The organism is Vibrio neonatus (assembly GCF_024346975.1).
Lineage (GTDB): Bacteria > Pseudomonadota > Gammaproteobacteria > Enterobacterales > Vibrionaceae > Vibrio > Vibrio neonatus.
The window spans coordinates 1,139,598-1,155,727 of sequence record NZ_AP024885.1 but is presented as its reverse complement, the minus strand read 5'-3'; the positions used below and the strand labels follow the sequence as shown (position 1 = coordinate 1,155,727).

The 16,130-nt window shown below is 43.5% G+C and carries 16 protein-coding genes; 13 read left to right on the top strand and 3 right to left on the bottom strand.

Going from position 1 to position 16,130, the window contains the following annotated elements:
• The first annotated feature begins 83 nt into the window (after positions 1-83).
• The 5 genes from OCU38_RS05335 to OCU38_RS05315 are packed head-to-tail and all read left to right on the top strand — an operon-like array spanning position 84 to position 5,322.
• Positions 84-1,706, top strand: a complete 1,623-nt coding sequence (locus OCU38_RS05335) for an ABC transporter substrate-binding protein (protein WP_261824239.1) — start codon at positions 84-86, stop codon at positions 1,704-1,706.
• Entirely contained in the window at positions 1,706-2,668 is a 963-nt protein-coding gene (locus tag OCU38_RS05330; protein WP_261824051.1) for an ABC transporter permease, read from the top strand. Before OCU38_RS05335 ends, OCU38_RS05330 begins: the two co-directional genes overlap by 1 nt.
• Positions 2,655-3,542, top strand: coding sequence for an ABC transporter permease subunit (locus tag OCU38_RS05325; protein ID WP_261824050.1), 888 nt, complete (start codon positions 2,655-2,657; stop codon positions 3,540-3,542). Before OCU38_RS05330 ends, OCU38_RS05325 begins: the two co-directional genes overlap by 14 nt.
• The gene (locus tag OCU38_RS05320) at positions 3,542-4,537 is read left to right on the top strand and encodes a peptide ABC transporter ATP-binding protein (protein WP_261824049.1); all 996 of its coding nucleotides are present in this window, start codon (positions 3,542-3,544) and stop codon (positions 4,535-4,537) included. The genes OCU38_RS05325 and OCU38_RS05320 overlap by 1 nt, the downstream gene beginning before the upstream one ends.
• Positions 4,534-5,322 (top strand): peptide ABC transporter ATP-binding protein, encoded by a 789-nt coding sequence (locus OCU38_RS05315; protein WP_261824048.1) that lies wholly within the window; start codon positions 4,534-4,536, stop codon positions 5,320-5,322. Before OCU38_RS05320 ends, OCU38_RS05315 begins: the two co-directional genes overlap by 4 nt.
• Before the next feature lie 77 nt (positions 5,323-5,399).
• Here OCU38_RS05315 and OCU38_RS05310 read toward each other — a convergent pair whose 3' ends face one another.
• Positions 5,400-6,305 carry a manganese-dependent inorganic pyrophosphatase gene (locus tag OCU38_RS05310; RefSeq protein WP_261824047.1) on the bottom strand — a complete coding sequence of 302 codons (906 nt, stop codon included), beginning with the start codon at positions 6,303-6,305 and terminating at the stop codon, positions 5,400-5,402.
• Between the two features lie 332 nt (positions 6,306-6,637).
• Between OCU38_RS05310 and cmoB the strand changes: the two genes are divergently transcribed.
• The 4 genes from cmoB (at position 6,638) to OCU38_RS05290 (ending at position 11,048) form a co-directional block, all read left to right on the top strand.
• A complete protein-coding gene (gene cmoB / locus OCU38_RS05305; protein ID WP_261824046.1) occupies positions 6,638-7,612 on the top strand; it encodes a tRNA 5-methoxyuridine(34)/uridine 5-oxyacetic acid(34) synthase CmoB in 975 nt (324 codons plus the stop codon).
• Positions 7,613-7,743: 131 nt separating this feature from the next.
• A complete protein-coding gene (locus OCU38_RS05300; RefSeq protein ID WP_261824045.1) occupies positions 7,744-8,541 on the top strand; it encodes an ATP-dependent zinc protease family protein in 798 nt (265 codons plus the stop codon).
• A 32-nt stretch (positions 8,542-8,573) separates the two neighbouring features.
• The gene (locus tag OCU38_RS05295) at positions 8,574-10,079 is read left to right on the top strand and encodes an inactive transglutaminase family protein (RefSeq protein ID WP_261824044.1); all 1,506 of its coding nucleotides are present in this window, start codon (positions 8,574-8,576) and stop codon (positions 10,077-10,079) included.
• Positions 10,080-10,082: 3 nt separating this feature from the next.
• A complete protein-coding gene (locus OCU38_RS05290; RefSeq protein WP_261824043.1) occupies positions 10,083-11,048 on the top strand; it encodes an alpha-L-glutamate ligase-like protein in 966 nt (321 codons plus the stop codon).
• 116 nt (positions 11,049-11,164) lie between these two features.
• Here OCU38_RS05290 and OCU38_RS05285 read toward each other — a convergent pair whose 3' ends face one another.
• Together OCU38_RS05285 and cysS are read right to left on the bottom strand one after the other, a co-directional pair.
• Positions 11,165-11,743, bottom strand: a complete 579-nt coding sequence (locus tag OCU38_RS05285; RefSeq protein WP_261824042.1) for a thymidine kinase — start codon at positions 11,741-11,743, stop codon at positions 11,165-11,167.
• Positions 11,744-11,856: 113 nt separating this feature from the next.
• Positions 11,857-13,236 carry a cysteine--tRNA ligase gene (cysS, locus tag OCU38_RS05280; protein WP_261824041.1) on the bottom strand — a complete coding sequence of 460 codons (1,380 nt, stop codon included), beginning with the start codon at positions 13,234-13,236 and terminating at the stop codon, positions 11,857-11,859.
• Between the two features lie 155 nt (positions 13,237-13,391).
• On the opposite strand from cysS, the gene OCU38_RS05275 reads away from it, so the two are divergent.
• The 4 genes from OCU38_RS05275 to OCU38_RS05260 all read left to right on the top strand — a co-directional run bounded on the left by OCU38_RS05275 (position 13,392) and on the right by OCU38_RS05260 (position 16,080).
• Positions 13,392-13,886: a peptidylprolyl isomerase gene (locus OCU38_RS05275; RefSeq protein ID WP_023404787.1), complete on the top strand. Its 495-nt coding sequence runs from the start codon at positions 13,392-13,394 to the stop codon at positions 13,884-13,886.
• Between the two features lie 62 nt (positions 13,887-13,948).
• Positions 13,949-14,662: a UDP-2,3-diacylglucosamine diphosphatase gene (gene lpxH, locus OCU38_RS05270; protein ID WP_261824040.1), complete on the top strand. Its 714-nt coding sequence runs from the start codon at positions 13,949-13,951 to the stop codon at positions 14,660-14,662.
• A 108-nt stretch (positions 14,663-14,770) separates the two neighbouring features.
• A complete protein-coding gene (locus OCU38_RS05265; protein ID WP_261824039.1) occupies positions 14,771-15,511 on the top strand; it encodes an EAL and HDOD domain-containing protein in 741 nt (246 codons plus the stop codon).
• A gap of 74 nt (positions 15,512-15,585) precedes the next feature.
• Positions 15,586-16,080: a YchJ family protein gene (locus OCU38_RS05260; RefSeq protein ID WP_261824038.1), complete on the top strand. Its 495-nt coding sequence runs from the start codon at positions 15,586-15,588 to the stop codon at positions 16,078-16,080.
• The last annotated feature ends 50 nt before the right edge of the window (positions 16,081-16,130 follow it).

Genomic DNA, 16,130 nt, shown 5'->3' with positions numbered 1-16,130 from the left:
ACGCTAACCTAATGGAGCTTCCAAGATAGAAGTGTTAAATTATGCAGTTCATTTTCAAAGAGCAATCAATGGTACGTCAGAATATGCAGACGGATATCTGGAAAAAACTGAAACTTGGATTTCTAGGTGCGTGTTTCTTAGCCCTAGCCGGCTGTGGTGAAGTCAACGTTTCTAATCAGATAAAACAAGATGGCTTCATTTTTTGTGGTCAAGGTACGCCAAGCTCTTTTAATCCTCAGTTAGTGAATAACGACTTAGCGGCAGATACCGTTGCGCCGCAAATCTTCAATACCCTTATTCATTTGTCTAACCCTAAGTCAAAATTAGAGCCGATGCTTGCCACCAGTTGGAGCGTCGATAAAACGGGCACTCGTTACCAATTCAACTTACGTAAAGATGTTTCGTTTCAAACCACCGCTTGGTTTACACCAACTCGCCTATTTAATGCCCAAGATGTGGTGTTTACCTTTAAGCGTGTTATCGATAGTCATCATCCGTTCCACTATGTCGGTGGCGGTCACTATCCTTGGTTTGACGCCATCGGTTTTAAGAACATTTTAAAAGACGTTATCGCCATTGATGAACACACAGTGGTATTTGAGCTCAACAAGCCTGACAACACCTTTTTATCTAACCTTTCGACCACTTATGCCAGCATTCATTCGGCTGAGTATGCCGATAATTTGTTCAAAATTGACCAAAAGCAGCGCCTAGATCGTTACCCAGTCGGTACTGGGCCCTTCTATCTGGATCAATTTAGCGTAAATGATTTTATTCGCCTGCGTCGCAACCCTGACTTCTGGGGCTCACCGGCTAAAATGAAGCAAGTGGTTCTTGATATCACTTCTCGAGGTACGGGTACATTGGCAAAATTATTACGCAACGAATGTGACGTATTATTTTCACCCCGTTCTAGCCAAATTCCAACTATTCAAGCGCACCCAGATCTTGAGCTGCAAGCCTATCCAAGCATGAATGTGGCATTTATTGCGCTGCGGACTTTAAACCCTGCATTACATGATAAACGAGTACGTAAAGCGCTGAATCTTGCCATAAACCGTAACTCTATTATTGACTCTGTATATTACGGCTATGGCGTGCCAGCCTATTCGATATTGCCTCCTGAATCGTGGGCATATGAGAAAAAATCATCACAAGTACGTTATGATCGTAACTATGCGCGAGCTCTGATTCGTGAAGCTGGTTATGCCAATGGGCTTGAGCTTTCTATGTGGGTATCTCTTGAACCCACTGCGTATAACCCAAGCCCGAGAAAAGTTGCTGAACTGCTGCAATCTAACTTTGCCGATATTGGCGTGAAACTGAACATTTTCTTAGATGAACGTTCTACCTTCCAAAGTATTGCCGATGCGGATTTGATTCTTTCTGGATGGAGCGCCGATACCAGCGATCCTGATAACTTCTTTAGACCACTGCTATCGTGTAACGCCGATCATACCACGGTAAACATTGCGTCTTGGTGTAACTCCGACTTTGATTCCATCATTGATTTGGCTAAAGAAACCAAGCAAAGACGTTATCGTTTAAACTTATATCATCAAGCTCAAAACTTGCTGGATGAGGAAGTCCCTATTATCCCTATTGCGCACGGTATGCAATTTAGAGCAAAACACAAAACATTAAAGGGTTTTAACGAAAACCCATTTAATACCCTGAGTTTTGAAAACGTTGAGAGGAGAAAATAGTGTTTATATACGCCGTTCGACGTTTAAACTTATTCATCATCACCTTATTGATCTTAACTGTGGTGGGCTACAGCATTTTACGCCTAGACCCTACTTCCACTTGGGCCATTTCTGATTTTTGGCCCGGATGGACTCTTTATTTACAAGAGATCAGCCATTTAAACTTTGGTACTACAGCCCAAGGGCAACCCGCTTTTGCAGAAGTAAAAACCGTATTCACTGCCACATTAGAGCTGTGCTTTTTTGCCTTCATTTTAGCGCTGTGCATTGGTTTACCGTTAGGTACGCTGGCCGGAGTAAGACAGAATAAGTGGTCCGATAGATTAATTTCATTCTTTTCAATGGCCGGATATTCAGCGCCGTTATTTTGGGTGGCACTGTTATTAGTGATGCTATTTTCACTGCGTCTTGAATGGCTGCCTATTTCTGGGCGTTATAACCTGTTGTACGATATTCCGCACATTACTGGCTTTGCCATGATAGATGCATGGCTAAGTAACAACCCGAACCGAGAGGCCGCCTTTGCCAGCGTTGTGATGCATCTAATTTTGCCAGCACTGGTACTTGCCCTTGCTCCTACCACGCACTTTATTCGCTTAATGCGCGCCTCAGTTGCAGACGTCATCGGCAAAAACTACATTCGCGTGGCCCGCATTAAAGGTTTATCGAAATTAGAAATTATCCTGCAACACGTGTTGAGAAATGCGATCCCGCCTATCATTCCATTAATAGGCGTTCAGCTATCTAGCATGCTCACTTTTGCCATCATTACCGAATCTATCTTTAACTGGCCGGGCATTGGTCGCTGGTTACTGGATGCGGTTGCCAATCGTGATTATGTTTCAATACAGGCAGGCGTTATGGTTGTTGCCAGCTTTGTATTGGCGACACAAATTTTATCAGAGCTGATTGGCACTGTGATTAATCCACTAGCAAGAAAGGAATGGTATGCTAAACACTAGCGTTTATCTCGAAGAGAGCATACCCACGCAAAGAGAACGTTTCTGGCGTCACTTCAGAAGCAATAATTTGGCGATGTTTGGGTTATGGAACCTTGGTTTCATCTTTATCATTACGTTAATTTCACCGCTTATTGCGCCTCACGATCCGTTGACGCAATCCTCGGTACTACTGCAAGCCCCCTCTTGGGCAAAAGAAGGTAGCATTGAGTACTTTTTGGGTACTGATGATTTAGGGCGTGACATTTTATCGCGCTTACTCATGGGCTCACAAATTACCTTAGGCTCAGCGGTTTCTATCACCTTAATCGCGGCCTTTATTGGCTGTTTTATTGGCGCATTAGCAGGAATGACCAAAGGGCTACTGTCTAGTATCCTAAACCACATCCTTGATACGGTAATGTCGATCCCGTCATTATTGCTCGCACTAATCTTTGTCGCCTTTTTAGGCACCGGCATGACCTCAATTATGATGGCCATTTGTCTGGCATTGATCCCAAGATTTATCCGTAGCGTATATCAAACCATTCATGCGGAAGTCGAAAAAGACTACATCATGTCAGCAAAACTCGATGGTGCTGATAACTGGTATTTACTGACCGTGTCTATCCTACCTAACGTATTAGCGCCTATTACCGCAGAATTTACCTTTGCTTTAACTGTCGCGCTACTTGATATTACCGCGCTTGGCTTTTTGGGCTTAGGCGCACAAGCACCAAGCCCTGAATGGGGAGCGATATTAGGTGACTCGGTAGAGCTTATCTATCTTGCGCCTTGGACAGTTGTGCTACCAGGACTGGCTATTATGTACAGCGTAATCAATATTAACCTTGTCGGTGAAGGCATTCGTGATGCCCTAAATGCGGGAGTCGAATAATGCCAGTTTTGGATTTTAGACACGTCACCATTGAAATTGAAACCCCACAAGGCATCGTTAAAGCGGTAGACCGCATGAGTCTAACCATCAACGAAGGCGAAATTCGTGGCTTAGTGGGTGAATCAGGCTCTGGTAAAAGTTTATTGGCAAAGGCCATTGTGGGGCTAGAAAAAGACAACTGGAAAATCACCGCCGATAGAATGCGTCTTGGGGACGTAGACTTATTGGCACTTAAACCTAAAGAGCGACGCAAAATCATTGCCCGTGAAATTGCGATGATTTTTCAAGAGCCTTCTACCTGTCTTGACCCAAGTGAACGTGTAGGTCAGCAATTAGCAGAATCCATCCCTTCACGCACTTTCCAAGGCAAACTTTGGCAACGTTGGGGCTGGCGCAAAAAAACATCCATTGCCCTACTGCATAAAGTGGGCATTAAAGATCACTCTAGAATCATGCGCAGTTATCCTTACGAGCTCACTGATGGTGAATGTCAAAAAGTGATGATTGCTATGGCAATCGCGGCTAAGCCTAAAATTTTGGTGGCTGATGAACCTACCAATGACCTTGATCCGATCACGCAGACGCAAATTTTAAAATTGCTCAGTCGTATGAATCAGCTGCACAACACCACTATTATTTTGATTGGGCACGATCTGGCCGCCATCACGCAATGGGCGAAAAAAATCACCGTGATGTATTGTGGGCAAAGTGTCGAATCCGCGCCAACTGAGCGCTTAATGAATGGCGCAAAACATCCCTACACCCAAGCACTGCTTGAGGCGCTTCCTGACTTTAGTGGCCGTCTTCCGCACAAACAGAAACTACAGTCGCTATCGGGCAGTATTCCACCATTACAGCATTTGCCAATTGGTTGCCGCCTTGGGCCTCGCTGTCCTTATGCGCAACACAAATGCGTAAAAGCGCCTTTTTCTAAAAAGGAAAAAGGCCATAAGTACAACTGTCACTTCCCTCTTAATACTAAGGTTGTTGAATGAGCTCATTATTAGAGGTGAGAAACCTAAGCAAAACTTTCGTTAACCGCTACGGCTTATTTAGAAAGCAACATTTTGAGGCGGTAAAACCCGTCAGCTTTACCTTAGAACCGGGACAAACCTTAGCGTTAATTGGGCAAAACTCATCGGGTAAATCCACTTTAGCTAAGATGATTGCGGGCGTAATTGAGCCTAGCTCTGGCGAGATTTTTGTGAATGGCGAAAAGCTTGAGCACAAAGATTATTCCACGCGCTGTAAGCTGATTCGGGTCGTGTTCCAAGACCCTAACTCTTCACTTAATCCGCGCATCCAAATTGGGCGAATTTTAGAAGGGCCGCTAAAAAGAAACACCGCTATGACGCCAGAGGCGCGTAAAAAGCGAGTCATTAGCACCTTAAAACGAGTCGGCCTGCTGGCAGAACATGCCTATTTTTATCCGCAAATGTTAGCTGCTGGACAAAAGCAAAGGGTCTGTATTGCCAGAGCTCTTATTTTGCAGCCTTCAATTATTATTGCCGATGAAGCACTTAACGGTTTAGATATGGCGATGCGCTCGCAGATCATCAACCTGTTGTTAGAACTGCAAGACGAAATGGGACTGTCGTTTATCTATGTGTCGCAACAAATAGGCATTGTTAAGCACATTTCAGATAAAGTGATGGTGATGGCAAACGGTGAAGTGGTAGAGGCTGGAGATACCCAACAAGTGCTGTCTGAACCTGCGCACCCTATTACTAAAAAACTGGTTGATAATCATTTCTTTACTGCGCCCAACTACTCTAAATAACACTCATAACAAAGGGCTGGATGATCACTCATCCAGCCCTTTTTATTGATGCTTATATTGGAAAACTTAGCTTAGAATTATACTAGCTCAGCTTGTAACCAAGGCCAGCCTTGTTTCTTACGGCTTAGCGTATTTTCCATCATAAGAACGCCGTTATCTGCGTGCTTATCTAGCTTAGCGGCCCACTCACCTTTGTATAGAAGACGAGTTGTTGCTGTAGTGATGTCTGTTAGCATTACTGCGGCAAAAGCTAGGCTATCTTCTTCACAGCGACGCACTAAGTCTTGCTCTAGTGCTTCAATTTGACCGTCTACTTGCTCTAAAGTCGCCAGTTCGATTTGACCAACAACCACATCACGACCGTTGAATGGGTACGCTTTAAGATCTTTCTCAACAAGTTGTGCAGGAGTTAGACCTTCAATGTCTGTTTTAGCAATCAATAGCGCTTTGATGAATGCGTCTACATCGTCAACACCGGCAATTTTTGCAAGCTCTTGTACCGCGTCTTTATCTTTTTGCGTACATGTTGGAGAAGCGAAACCTACTGTGTCAGACAAAATAGCAGACATCATAAGTTTTGCGATTGCAGGAGTAATTTCAGCACCTTCAATTTTGAACATGTTGAAAAGAACAGTACAAGAACAACCTACAGGCCAGATCCACGCTTCAAGTGGGTTTACTGTCATCACGTCACCAAGACGGTGGTGATCAACAATACCCAAGATTTCAGCTTCGTTTACATCGTCAGGTGCTTGCGCTAAATCACTGTAATCAACCAACCAGATTTTTTCACCGGCAACTGAGTCACGAAACTCAGGTTGCTCAACGCCAGCAACTTCTAAGATGTGTGCTGTTTCGCGGTTGATTTCGCCTTGACGAATAGGCTTAGCGTCTAGGCCACGTGCCTTAAGAAGTTCGGTAGCAGCCAATGCTGAACAAATACTATCGCTATCTGGGTTTTTATGACCAACAACTAAAATCATTACTGTTCCTATAATGTTATCCAATGTGACGCCTAGAATTAGACGTTAAAGTTGGAACATTATACCCAATCGATTGCAAGTTTCTAGATGTGTAATGCCCTTCTGCTTACATCATTTTACTCATTAGGTCTGTGAAATTGACTAAAAACCTTGCTTATATCTATACTTTTCGCGTGTATAAAACTGGGAAATTTCAAACTCTGTGATGCATTATTCAAACCGCCATCAATTGACCTAGTTTTGACACTATACTCCGAGAAAAACTATCAATTTTTGTTGAGTCGGTGTATCTTTTGCTCGCTAAAATAAATGTTCCTAACAAGTTGAATTGCATGTTTAATTTCGCCAATTTTTATCAATTAATCGCTCAAGACACGCGCCTACAGCCGTGGCTAGAAACTTTACCTAAACAACTTGCCGACTGGCAAAGTGCCGAACATGGCGACTTTGATCGTTGGTTACGAGCGCTTAATAAGATCCCTGCGTTAACGCCTGACACCATTGAACTTAAGTATGAAGTGAATGTTTCTAACACTCAGCCTCTTATTGATGGCGAGAAAAAGAAACTAGAAAACCTACTTAAAACCTTCCACCCTTGGCGTAAAGGCCCGTTTACTTTACACGATATTCATATTGATACGGAATGGCGCTCGGACTGGAAATGGGATCGATTGCTACCGCATATTTCCCCACTTGAAAACCGCTCAGTATTAGATGTAGGTTGCGGCAATGGTTATCACATGTGGCGTATGCTGGGAGCTGGCGCAAGATTATGTGTTGGGATTGACCCCTCACACTTGTTCTTAGTGCAGTTTGAAGCGGTGCGTAAGTTGATGAACAACGACCAACGTATTCACCTGCTCCCGTTAGGTATCGAGCAATTACCTGAATTAAACGCATTCGATACTGTCTTTAGTATGGGTGTGTTGTATCACCGACGCTCTCCACTTGATCATATTCTGCAATTGAAAAATCAACTGTTACCCGGCGGTGAGTTGATTCTTGAAACCTTAGTCATTGAAGGGGATGAGAACGCGGTATTGGTGCCAGCCGATCGCTACGCACAAATGCGCAACGTGTATTTCTTCCCATCAGCAAAAGCGCTGAAGGTGTGGATGGAAAAATGTGGTTTAGTTGACGTTAAAATTGTGGATGAAAACACCACATCTGTTGGAGAGCAAAGAACCACACAATGGATGACGCACAACTCGTTGCCTGAGTATTTAGACCCAGAAGACCCTAGCAAAACAATTGAAGGGTATCCTGCTCCACGACGCGCAATACTTATTGCTAAAAATCCTAGTTAAAACATTGAAAGTCCAAGAAGTTTTTTTCTTGGACTGACGAAAATTTGCAATAAGTGTTCTACACTTAATTTTATGAATCTGGGCCGTTTTCGCCAGAGACAGAGCCAACAACAAATATGAATAGGTTTTCGATGCTCAAGCATTTTATCGCGTTATCCGGAATCGTGCTTTTATCTGGATGTGTTCCGTCTAAAGCAACCCAACAAGAAACACAACAATATAGAACGGAATCTATGCAGGCTGTTAAGTCATCAGAAGAGAACTTATCAAAGCAAATCGGTGATGTAAGTGCATCAATCGAGCAGCAAAATGCCCAGATAGAAAAGCTACAAAAGCAAATTTTAGTGATGTCTACTCGTGTAAATAACTTAGCCAAGCACAATGCACGAGCGCTACTTGAGTTTCAGTCCCAAGCTCAAACTAAAAAAGAGCCTGAAAAACCTAAGAAACTGCCACCCAATGACAATTTAGTGGTGCTAGGCTCTATTGAAACAGTGCATTTTAAAGAAATTGATAAATCATTTGAGGCCCGCATAGATACAGGCGCTGCCACATCCTCTTTAAATGCCACAGACATTCACAAGTTTGAGCGTGACGGTAAAAAGTGGGTGAAATTTACTATCTCTGACGAGAAATCCGCCGATAAACCTGCCGCAGATGGCGATGAAAAAGCACAAAAAGAACCTATCGTTGTCGAGGCTCCCTTTATTCGATGGGCAAAAGTTCGTCAATCTAATGCTACCGAATCACACAGACGACCAGTGGTTGAGCTGTGGATTAGCCTAGGAGATGTAAGACAAAAAGCGCAATTTACATTAACCGACCGCTCGCACATGAGCCATCCAGTGCTTCTGGGACGCGAGTTTATTAAGGACATTGCTTTAGTGGATGTCAGTAAAGTATTTATTCAAACAAAAAAACTGCAGTGACACATTAGGTCGCAAATATAATAAGGATTGTTATGACTTCAAGAGTGCCGTTTTACATATTTATCGCCCTGCTGGTAGTGGCCGGTGCCGCGCTATCCATTATGCGACACACCGCTTACGGTGTTCCATGGACACCAGGAGAAAGTCGCGAACTTTGGGATATTGAAGCGCGAGTTGAATTGGTTGCACAAGGTGAGCCCGTTACAGTGTCACTAGCTGCTCCTGGGACTCAAAATGGTTTTACACTAGTGGATGAATCCGCATCTTCACCTGGCTATGGTGTGGCGTATGTAGATTCTGATATTGGCCGTCGCGCCGAGTGGACTATTCGTTATGCCGATGGCCCACAAACCATTTACTACAAAGCTCAATTTTTAGTCGACCCACAGGCGAAAGTAAAAGCTGTTCCGCCGGAAGGTCCAATTGAAGCACCTACCTTTGATGGCCCTCAGCAGGCTGCCGCGCAAGCTATTGTTGATGAAGCAACTAAGCGCAGTGCTAACGATGAAACCTTAGCCCGTGAGGTGATTCGTAAACTCAATGATGCAAACAGTCAAAATGCCGCGCTACTGCTTAACCAGTTTACTAAGCAAGAAGCGTTAGCTGCCCTGCTCTCTTTTGCTGAAGTGCAAAATAAAACAGTTGGGGTTGTGCATTTAGAAGACGGACGTCGTCGCCAATCTATCACCCCTATGGTGGAAGTATGGAACGGTGACAACTGGATCTTGTTTAATGCCGATACTGGCGCACAAGAAAAGAGCGAAAACACGCTGATTTGGGATCAATCCAACGTCTCACTACTTGACGTTACCGGTGGTCGTAATAGCCAAGTGTTGTTCTCTATGATTGCGCAAGATATTACCCCAAGAGCGGCGACCGCCAGCAAAGTGAATGCTGACGATCTACTGAACTTCTCTATTCATAGCCTACCTCTAGAAGAGCAATCGATGTTTAAAACCATCATGCTTATCCCTATTGGCGCGCTGATTGTGGTATTCCTGCGTATTATTATCGGCTTGAAAACCTCTGGTACTTTCATGCCCGTACTGATTGCGGTTGCCTTTGTGCAGACCCAGCTTTTGACCGGTATTGTCGGCTTCTTACTGATTGTGGGCACAGGTTTGGTGATTCGAAGCTATCTCTCCAAGCTCAACTTGCTGTTAGTGGCACGGATATCCGCGGTTATCATTACCGTAATTTTGATTATTTCTGTATTTACCATAGTGGCGTTTAACATTGGCCTAGTGGAAGGACTTTCTATTACCTTCTTCCCTATGATCATTCTTTCTTGGACTATCGAACGTATGTCGATTCTTTGGGAAGAAGAAGGCGCTAAAGAAGTGGTATTGCAAGGTGGCGGTTCACTGTTAACGGCAGTATTGGTTTATCTTGCGATGACCAACAGCTACATCCAGCACCTGACCTTTAACTTTATTGGTATGCAGCTGATTATCCTGTCTATCATTTTGATGTTGGGTAACTACACAGGCTACCGTTTAACAGAATTGCGCCGCTTCAAACCACTGGCGGAGGACTAAATTATGTTTGGTCAATTTACTTCGCCATTTAAGATTCGTGCAAAAGGGATTATGGGCATGAACCAACGTAACCATAGTTACATTGGTAAATATAATGACCGTAGTAAATTCCCTTTGGTGGATGACAAACTTAAAACCAAAAAGATCGCTGAGATCCACGGTGCTACTACCCCTGCTCTGATTGGCGTTATTGGTCAGCAAGCGCAAGTAAAACGCATCCATAAAATGGTTAAAAACTGGCCGGGCTTTTGTATCAAGCCCGCGCAAGGCAGTGGTGGTAAAGGCATTCTGGTGATCATTTCGCACAAAGATGGCGTTTACACCAAACCCTCTGGCGATACCGTGAATGAGCAAGATGTGGAACGCCATATCAGTAACACTCTGGCGGGTCTATTCTCCCTTGGCGGAAAAAATGACGTGGCCGTGGTTGAGAACTTAATTAAGTTTGATGACTGCTTTGAAGGCTACAGTTATGAAGGTGTGCCTGACGTACGTATTATTGTATTTAAGGGCTACCCTGTAATGGCAATGATGCGCTTATCTACTTCTAACTCTGACGGTAAAGCCAACTTGCACCAAGGCGCAGTTGGTGTTGGGGTAGATATTGCCACAGGTCGAGCGGTACGAGCGGTGCAGTACGATTTACCCGTGACCCACCACCCTGACACGGGTAAAGATCTGATGCAGCTACAAGTGCCGCACTGGGAGCGTTTGCTTACATTAGCGTCGAGCGCCTGGGAGATGACTGGACTGGGTTATATGGGTACCGATATGGTACTTGATCGTGAAGAAGGTCCAATGGTACTGGAACTTAACGCCCGTCCCGGTCTTGCTATTCAAATAGCCAATGGCACGGGTCTGCTGCCAAGATTGCAGCACATTGAGAACCTTGGGGTGCCGTTAGAGTATCCAAAGCCGGCAGAGCGTGTTGCTTATGCCGCCAAACAGTTTGCTGCTAAATTTGACTAACGCGATATAAACAACTCTTTATAAGTAAGCTCTTTAAATAAACTCTTTCTTAAAAAAGTAAAGCTCTCTAATCTAGAGAGCTTTACTTTTTTATGGCTGTTTAACAAAGCAAAGTCTTATCGGCCTAACGCTTCTTTATAGTGTACGCGACACACTGACACGTATTTATCATTGCCACCGATAGCCACCTGATCGCCCTCGGCAATCGGATTACCTTCTTCATCGGTGCGAATCACCATATTGGCTTTGCGTCCACAATGACAAATGGTTTTAAGCTCAACCAATTTATCCGCCCACGCTAATAGATGACGGCTACCTTCAAACAATTCACCGAGAAAGTCGGTGCGCAGACCGTAGCACAAGACTGGGATATTCAGCTTATCTACGATTTCTGTAAGTTGGTAAACCTGCTCTTTTGATAAGAACTGACACTCATCAACCAATACGCAGTGGTGTTGTGTGTGTTCATTTAACTCGCTCATCTCTTTGAAAAGATCGGTCTCTTTATCAAAAAGGTGCGCATCTGCTTGCAAGCCGATTCTAGAGGTCACTTTGCCCTTGCCGTAGCGATTGTCTAAGGCAGCGGTAAAGATCAAAGGAGTCATGCCTCTTTCTTGATAGTTAAAAGAGGATTGTAACAATGTGGTGGATTTACCCGCATTCATTGCCGAGTAATAAAAGTACATTTGAGCCACGTAAAAGCCTTTCTTGTTCTTTTGATTTATTAAAAAGGGCCGATTTAATATCAGCCCTATTGTTAGTGTTTGTCACTGTCTATGCAGTGTCACTAATACCAAGCAAGTCAGTATTATTTACGACGCCAAGTTGTTCCTTGTGGACCATCTTCTAGAACAATGCCCTTCTCGTTTAGCTTATCACGCGCAAGATCAGCATTTGCCCAATCTTTAGAGGCGCGAGAGTCGTTACGCAGTTTAATTAACGCTTCGATTTCTGCCACTTCATCATCAGCTTGTCCACCTTGTAAGAAGGCTTCTGGCTCTTGGTGTAGAATACCAATCACATCCGCAAGCTCACGCATCAGTGCGCCAAGCTGGCTGGCTTTCTCAATCTCGGCACCTTTAAGGCGGTTAACTTCACGAGCCATATCAAACAAGACTGCGTACGCTTCTGGCGTATTAAAGTCATCGTTCATCGCGGTTGAGAAGCGAGACACGTACTCTTCACCACCAGCAGGAGTTGCGCTTAGGTCAAGACCACGCAATGAAGTGTATAAACGCTCTAATGACGCGCGTGCTTGGTTAAGATTCTCTTCACTGTAGTTCAACTGGCTACGGTAGTGACCCGACATTAAGAAGTAACGCACTGTCTCAGCGTCGTAGTAACCTAGTACATCACGAATCGTAAAGAAGTTACCCAAAGATTTAGACATCTTCTCTTGATCAACCATCACCATGCCACTGTGCATCCAAGTATTTACATACTGAGTGCCGTGCGCACAGCAAGATTGTGCGATTTCGTTTTCATGGTGAGGGAATTGCAAATCTGAACCGCCACCGTGGATATCGAAGTGATCGCCCAAAATAGAAGAGTTCATTGCTGAACATTCAATGTGCCAGCCCGGACGGCCTGCGCCCCATGGAGATTCCCAAGTTGGTTCACCCGGCTTAGACATTTTCCACAAAACAAAGTCTAGAGGACTGCGTTTTGCCATTTCGATGTTCACACGTGCGCCCGCTTGAAGCTGCTCTAGATCTTGTTTAGAAAGCTTGCCGTATTCGTCATACTTGCTCACTTCAAACATCACATCGCCATTGCTAGCCACATACGCAAAACCACGTTCAATGAGCTTTTCAACCAAAGCGATAATTTCGTCGATAAATTCTGTTGCGCGAGGTTCAACATCTGGGCGCTTCATGTTTAGCGAATCGAAGTCTGCGTGCATTTCTGCGATCAAGCGCTCGGTCAAAGACTCACAGCTCTCACCGTTTACCGCTGCGCGCTTAATGATTTTATCGTCAATATCGGTGATATTGCGTACAAAAGTCAGATCGTAACCAAGATATCTCAAGTAACGCGATACAACATCAAAAGAGACAAATGTACGTCCATGACCAATATGGCATAAGTCGTAGATAGTTACGCCACACACATACATGCCTACTTTTCCAGCAGTGATGGGTTTAAATTCTTCTTTTTGACGCGTCAGCGTATTGTATATCTTCAGCATTTCTTCAGCTTTAACTTCTGGTGGGGATAATGTGGTTAGTATACCAACACATAACGCCTTAAGTAACATAAAACTCGGTTAGCAGTTGATTGTGCTGAGAGTTTGGTTAGAATTTGATTCGATTTCTCTACTAAATAAACGTTAAGGACGCTCTTATGATCACCCTTCACACCAATCACGGTGATATTACACTAGAACTGAACCACGAACTTGCACCTATTACTGCTGAGAACTTCGTTCAGTATTGTAAAGACGGTTTCTACGACAACACTTTGTTCCACCGTGTTATCGATGGCTTTATGATCCAAGGCGGCGGCATGACTTCTGGCTTACGTGAGAAACAAACTCGCGCAACTATCCAGAACGAAGCCAACAATGGCCTTAGCAACGCTGTTGGCACAATTGCAATGGCACGTACGATGGAACCACATTCTGCGAGCTCTCAATTCTTTATCAACATCAATAACAACACCTTCTTGGATTTTAAATCAGAAGACATGAACGGTTGGGGTTACTGTGTATTTGGTAAAGTGACTGAAGGCATGGATGTAGTAAACAAAATTAAAGGCGTGAGCACTGGTAGCATGGGTATGCACCAAGACGTTCCTTTGGAAGAAGTTATCATTACTGGTACTACTATTACTGAGTAATGCTTTTAAACCGCGCTAAGTCTATTTAGCGCGGTTTTTTATCAACAAGGAATTCACGCCGCATGCGCACACTGTTTATCTCTGATCTACACCTCACTCCCTCGCACGCTGAAATGACAGAGGCTTTTATTCGCTTTATGCGTGAAGATGCCCCTAGTGCAGATGCTCTGTATATTTTGGGTGACTTATTTGAGTTTTGGGTGGGAGATGATGATGACTCTCCGTTAAATCATACTGTGATTAGCGAAATACGAAGATTAGTCGAATCCGGCACGCCATGCTTTTTCACCCAAGGCAACCGCGACTTTTTGGTGGGAAAACTGTTCCAGCAAAAAAGTGGTGCAACCCTATTAGGTGATGAAACCTTAATTGATTTGTACGGAACCCCTACTGTGCTACTGCACGGCGATACCCTCTGCACTGACGATGTTAAATATCAAAAGTTTCGTCAGAAGGTACATATGAAGTGGTTACAATGGGTGTATAACCATATTCCATTGCGCCTACGTCGTAAGTTGGTTAAGAAAGTGCAAAACAACGCCAATGACGAAAAGAAAACCAAGTCTTATGACATTATGGACGTCAACCAACAGGCCGTTACGGACGCGATGCAACGTCATGGCGCACAATTAATGATTCACGGGCACACTCATCGTCCTAATATTCATCAGTTAGATGATAATAAGCAACGTATTGTATTAGGTGATTGGTATACGCAGGCTTCCATTCTTGAAATTACTGCCGAAAGCACACGTTTATATAATCGTCCATTATAAATGGACAATATATTTGCAAAGCAGTCGACACTTTTTAATATAGACTATTCACTCTATTTATATTAGGTTTAATATCTAAAGTAAGATTTTATTATCGAAGATGTTTTTGTGTACAGTTCTTATATAGCTAGACAACCAATTTTTAATACCAGTGGCGATCCTGTTGCCTATGAACTGCTGTATCGAAACAGTCACATCAATACCTGTCCTGAAGTGGATGGAGATTACGCCACTCGTTCGATTTTAACTGACCTTTTATTAGATAAATCTCAGCAGATACTTGATGGTATCTGTGGTTATATCAATTTTTCCCATCAAAGTATTATTGCCAAACTGCCTTTGTGCTTGCCGAAAGGCAACTTTGTCATTGAAGTGTTAGAAGGTGACAAGCCAAGCCTTGAACTGCTTGATTCCATTAAATACATAGCAGAACAAGGGTATACGCTTGCTCTGGACGATTTTATTCCGTCCGAAGATTGGGAGCCTATTCTGCCGTTTATCTCAATTATTAAATTTGATATAAAACTGTATGCCATTGAAGACGCAAAGCTATTTATACAACAACATAGAGATCTCGATATTCAATTTGTTGCGGAAAAAATAGAACATAGATCTCAATATCAACAAGCTCTTAATGCTGGTTTTAATTTATTCCAAGGCTATTATTTATCTAAACCACCGATTCTAAAAAAAGAAATCCTCAACGACAATTATCCCTTACAGTTTCACGCTATCTATAAAAATCTACGGCATGACAACGTGGCTTTTATCAACGTAATGGATCTGCCAAATCTCCATGCTGCGAATGAAATGCCCCACTTGCCTTCACATCAATTTATCTCTCTATAAGCTAAGGCTGTAGAGAATAAAACTCGCGACCAGTGTTATAATCAAAGCCACTTTGTCACTTAATACTTTGATTTATGAACTCTATTGCCACCGCCTTGTGTCGCTGTCACAGCAATAAGCCTTACCATGATTGCTGTCAACCTATTCATCTCAACCCTAAAAACGCCTTAATACCAGAGCAACTGATGCGCGCACGCTATTGTGCCCATGAATTAAACTTGGTTGATTTTGTTATTCAAACCTACCATCCAAGCTGTAATGCAGGCGGTGACGCGGATGCAATTGCGCAATCTGTGCAGGGTGACTGGTCAAAACTTGAAGTTGTCAACAGTGAAGCAGGGAGTAACGACAACGAAGGTTTTGTGACTTTTAATGCTTATTTCACAGAAGATAAACGTCAGTACAGTTTCACTGAGAAATCACGTTTCGTAAAAGAAGATGGGCAATGGTTTTACATTGACGGCGAAATGTACGACTACCCTTTAGCGGTAAAAAAGACCATGGTCGGTCGTAACGATCCTTGCACATGTGGTAGCGGTAAGAAATTTAAGAAATGCTGCGGCGCTTAAATTTGCTGTTGTCTAGGCAATAAAAAACCATTTCACCAACACAGATTGGG